Annotated in this window: 2 protein-coding genes and 1 pseudogene; 1 reads left to right on the forward strand and 2 read right to left on the reverse strand. The window is 40.8% G+C overall.

Features of this window, described 5'->3' with window-relative positions; all coding sequences use genetic code 11:
- Nucleotides 1-74 precede the first annotated feature (74 nt).
- Both L2764_RS26080 and L2764_RS26085 read right to left on the reverse strand, forming a co-directional pair.
- Nucleotides 75-1,216, reverse strand: a protein-coding gene (locus L2764_RS26080) for an IS3 family transposase (protein WP_248943262.1) whose coding sequence is annotated in 2 segments (ribosomal slippage) — nucleotides 75-949 and nucleotides 949-1,216 — 1,143 coding nt in all. Because the reading frame shifts where the segments join, the coding sequence is not laid out codon by codon here.
- Nucleotides 1,217-1,276: 60 nt separating this feature from the next.
- On the reverse strand, nucleotides 1,277-1,738 hold the full coding sequence (locus L2764_RS26085; protein WP_248943263.1) for a KAP family P-loop NTPase fold protein: 462 nt from the start codon (nucleotides 1,736-1,738) through the stop codon (nucleotides 1,277-1,279).
- Between the two features lie 990 nt (nucleotides 1,739-2,728).
- On the opposite strand from L2764_RS26085, the pseudogene L2764_RS26090 reads away from it, so the two are divergent.
- Nucleotides 2,729-3,743, forward strand: a pseudogene (locus L2764_RS26090) (IS110 family RNA-guided transposase).
- Nucleotides 3,744-3,902 lie beyond the last annotated feature (159 nt).

Consider the following 3,902-nt stretch of genomic DNA (forward strand, 5'->3'; position numbering starts at 1 on the left):
CGATTATATCGCACACTGTTTGGAACAATTATCCTCTCCCAACTGCGACCTCAATAGTCTCTTACCCTGGCACGTTAAACTAAGCAAGGCGTAGTTCGCCGGACGCTCACGTTATACTGATGTGGTCTAACTTGATTGTAATATCTAACAATGTAGTGGCTTATCGCTCTATTCGCTTCATCAAATGAAGTAAAGCCCGCTCTTGGCATCCATTCTGTTTTAAAACTTCTAAAAAATCGCTCCATTGGCGCGTTATCCCAGCAATTACCACGCCTGCTCATACTTTGTTCTATCCGATATCGCCACAATAATTGCCTAAATTGCTTACTCGTATAATGGCAACCTTGATCTGAATGAAACATTACGCCTTTAGGTTGTTTTCTAATGGCAAATGCCATTGAAAGAGCCTTACCCGTTAATGTTGAATCAGGTGATTTTGATACTGCCCAACCAATCACTTTCCTAGCAAATAAATCAATTATCACTGCAAGGTATAGCCACCTATTTCCAGCCCAAACGTACGTCACATCACCACACCAAACTTGGTTTGGCTCTGGTACTGCAAATTGTCTGTCTAATGTATTAGGGATCTCCAGATGTTCATTCGCTGTTTTTTTATAACGATGAGTCTTTATCTGACAGCTCACTAAATTAAATTGTCTCATTAACTTAGACGCTCTATAACGGCTCAATTTTACACCTCGCTGACTGACTATCCCTGAAAGGGTTCTTGCACCCGCTGAGCCTTTACTTTCCTTATGTGCTATTTTTACTTCACTTTGCAGCTTAATCTCACTCAAGCTCATTTTTTTGGATGTGGAGAGCCAATAACGATAACTACTACGATGAATGCCAAGCACATAACAAATCTCAGCTACTGGATAGCTCTGCTTGATATTATCAACCATTACAAATCGTTGAGTGAGCCTGATACCAAGAGAGCTGTAGCCTTTTTTAGAATGTCATTCTCTCTTTCCATCCGATGTATTTTTCGCTCTAACTCTCTAATTTTTAGCTGCTCAGGGGTTATTGGAGTCGCTTTGGACTTTCCACCATTACGTTCATCCCTAAGTTGACGAACCCACTTATCCATTGTTGATTTGCCCACTTCCATTGCTTTCGCAGCTTCAGTAACAGAATAGTTTTGCTCAACAACCAATAGTGCTGATTCTAATCTAAATTCGGGAGTAAAATTACGTTTTATACGCTTAGTCATACGATCACCTAAATAATAATGAGGCCATAATATCAACCTCTAACTAGGTGGCCAAATTAACTATGCCACTTCACATGTTGCAAGAACGAATAGCGTAGGAAGAGCGGAGGAAAGACCTGAGACTACCGTCTCCCCCGTATTTAGATAACGTCCATACTTTTTAAGGGTAGCCGCTAATTTCTTCCCTGATTTGCTTTTATCTTTGCGACCTATTGATTTTGATATTTCTTGAAAAAATGAAGCAGTTATTTTTTCTTGCGCAGCCCACTCCCATGGAGAAAATTGAATGATATCCGGTTTGTTTTCGGTAATAGACTCTAGTCGAGATAGAGCCATATTTTTAATTGAAGATTTTCCTGATCCCCAGTCACCATGTAGGGCTACTACCAAGCTATCGTTTCCTTGCCAACTTGCCATTGCATCTGCCAAGTCAGAGGAAAAACAGGAACGACCTAACAAGTCATCTTCTACTTTTGTAATTGGTCGATCAGAAGCGAATCCGTGTAAGTCTTTTGATTCCATATTAGGCCTCTGGGGTGAACTTAACAGCTTATTCAACAGCAGCAGGATAATCTTCCAAACTGCTGACTATTTTTAAACTAGAGTACACTGCTAATCTATAGCACGCATTCGCGATCATCACGCCCTCGACTTAAAAAGTAGCCAATGCTCTTCCCTGCACTTTATTTGAAAACAAACACCACCAACACACTGCCTTTCAGCCAAGCAAAAGTACCATTGCAAGATTACTTTTGTAAACAAAATGTTTACTTTTAACTAAAGCAAGGTGGAAATACTTGATGTCACTCACAAAGTTATCCGTCCCTCGAACTCAAAGAAACACCCTGATTTTGCTTTTAAGGATCCCCCCATCGAAGCAGCTGAGATAATTCAATAAAGAATAGTGTGATTGAGGAATGGATGTCGAAATAGCCTTAGGTGAGCCACGGACGGCGAATATGAGGCGATAACTATTCTTGTCCTTTGAATTATAAAGCGCTTTGCTTCGCTAGGGGCGGCATAGGGTTCCAAGGGGGATGCTGTTGATCCCCTTTGGCCCACTCTTTATTACAAGAAGGAATGGGAACTCACGACCTTAGCCTGCGGCGGCAATAAATATAATTGAACCAATGTAATCCAAACACACTTAATCTATATCAAATAAGTTCACTCATCACAAAGAAGAAAATGTGATCAAGTTTCATTTGAAAACTGACTTATGCAGATGGGGATCCACGATCCTTCCATTAAGCGAAGCTTAATACCCAATCGCCTCTTTGAGCAAGAGATACGCACGTCGAACTGACATTTATACATGAAAAGGATCAAAAAACTCGACTCGAAGAAAGGAAATCGCTTTTAAAACCCAGTGTGAATACAAATAAAGCCATCGAAAACAAGGATGTTTTCGTCTGAGCCTATAGGGATGATGGGATGGACACCTCTTGCAAAGTAGGCGTCATTAGCGCCATATTGAATGTGTGCGTTCAATACCAACAAAAGGTGTCCAATATGAAAGTTACACTAATCGGAATTGATTTAGCAAAAAATGTTTTTCAAGTTTGTGGAATTAACCAAGCTGGAAAGGTTATTTTTAACCGAGCATTAAGACGTTCGCAGCTCATGGCTTTTTTGCTTAAATATCCAGATAGTATTATTGCGATGGAAGCCTGTAGTGGCTCGAATTATTGGGGACGAGAGTTATTATCGAAAGGGTTTGAAGTCCGACTAATACCCCCCACAGCATGTAAAGCCCTTTGTTAAAGGGAATAAAAATGACCGAAATGATGCCTTTGCGATTTGTGAAGCAGCATTAAGACCTAACCTGACTTTTGTGCAACCTAGAACGCTTGAGCAAACAGATATGATCTTGGCTCATCGAATCCGTGAGAGAAATGTAGGGCAACGAACTGCTTTAATTAATCAAATTAGAGGACTACTAAGTGAATACGGTGTTGTTATTGCTCAAGGAAAAGAACGACTGAAAGTAGCAATACCTGATCTTTTAGAAGATCCTAACAGCGGTCTAACAGAATTAGCGAGGCAATACTTTCAGACTCTTCTAGAAGAGTGGCAACAGTTAGATGTTATGATTAAAAACTTAGAGAAAAACATTAAAAACCAAGCTAAGTCGAACGACCAAGTGCACAGGTTAATGGGAATAAAAGGTGTCGCTGAAATAACAGCAACGGCCGCGGTTGCCTTTGCTGGTAACGGTGCACAATACCACAATGGCCGTCATTTCGCCGCAAATTTAGGACTTGTGCCACGAGAGCATTCAAGTGGCGGAAAACAAAAATTAGGTAGAATCACCAAGCGTGGGAATAGCTACCTAAGGCGCCTACTTGTTCAAGGTGATTGGTCTATCATACGTCATGTTGAAAAAAGTACAGATCGAATGTCTGTCTGGGCGAAAAAGTTGATTGAACGTAGAGGAAAGCATAAGGCTGCAGTTGCTGTCGCGAATAAACTCGCAAGGATCATTTGGTCAATGCTATACAACCAAACAGAATATAGAGCGAATTAGATAATATAGAGTAATCCCCACCGAGCGATGCGATAAAATGTAATGAAGTAACAGGTAAAACCGACCTTTGTCAATGCTGAGTAAATATACGGGAGCAACTAAGCCCGTAGGGACGATAAGCTACAAAGGTGCGGTACTCATTAGGGCCAGAGAATCATC

It is taken from the genome of Shewanella surugensis (assembly GCF_023284005.1).
GTDB lineage: Bacteria > Pseudomonadota > Gammaproteobacteria > Enterobacterales > Shewanellaceae > Shewanella > Shewanella surugensis.

Coding starts and splice junctions, on each gene's coding strand:
- L2764_RS26085 (WP_248943263.1), bottom strand. CDS start 1,738: ATGGAATCAAAAGACTTACACGGATTCGCTTCTGATCGACCAATTACA.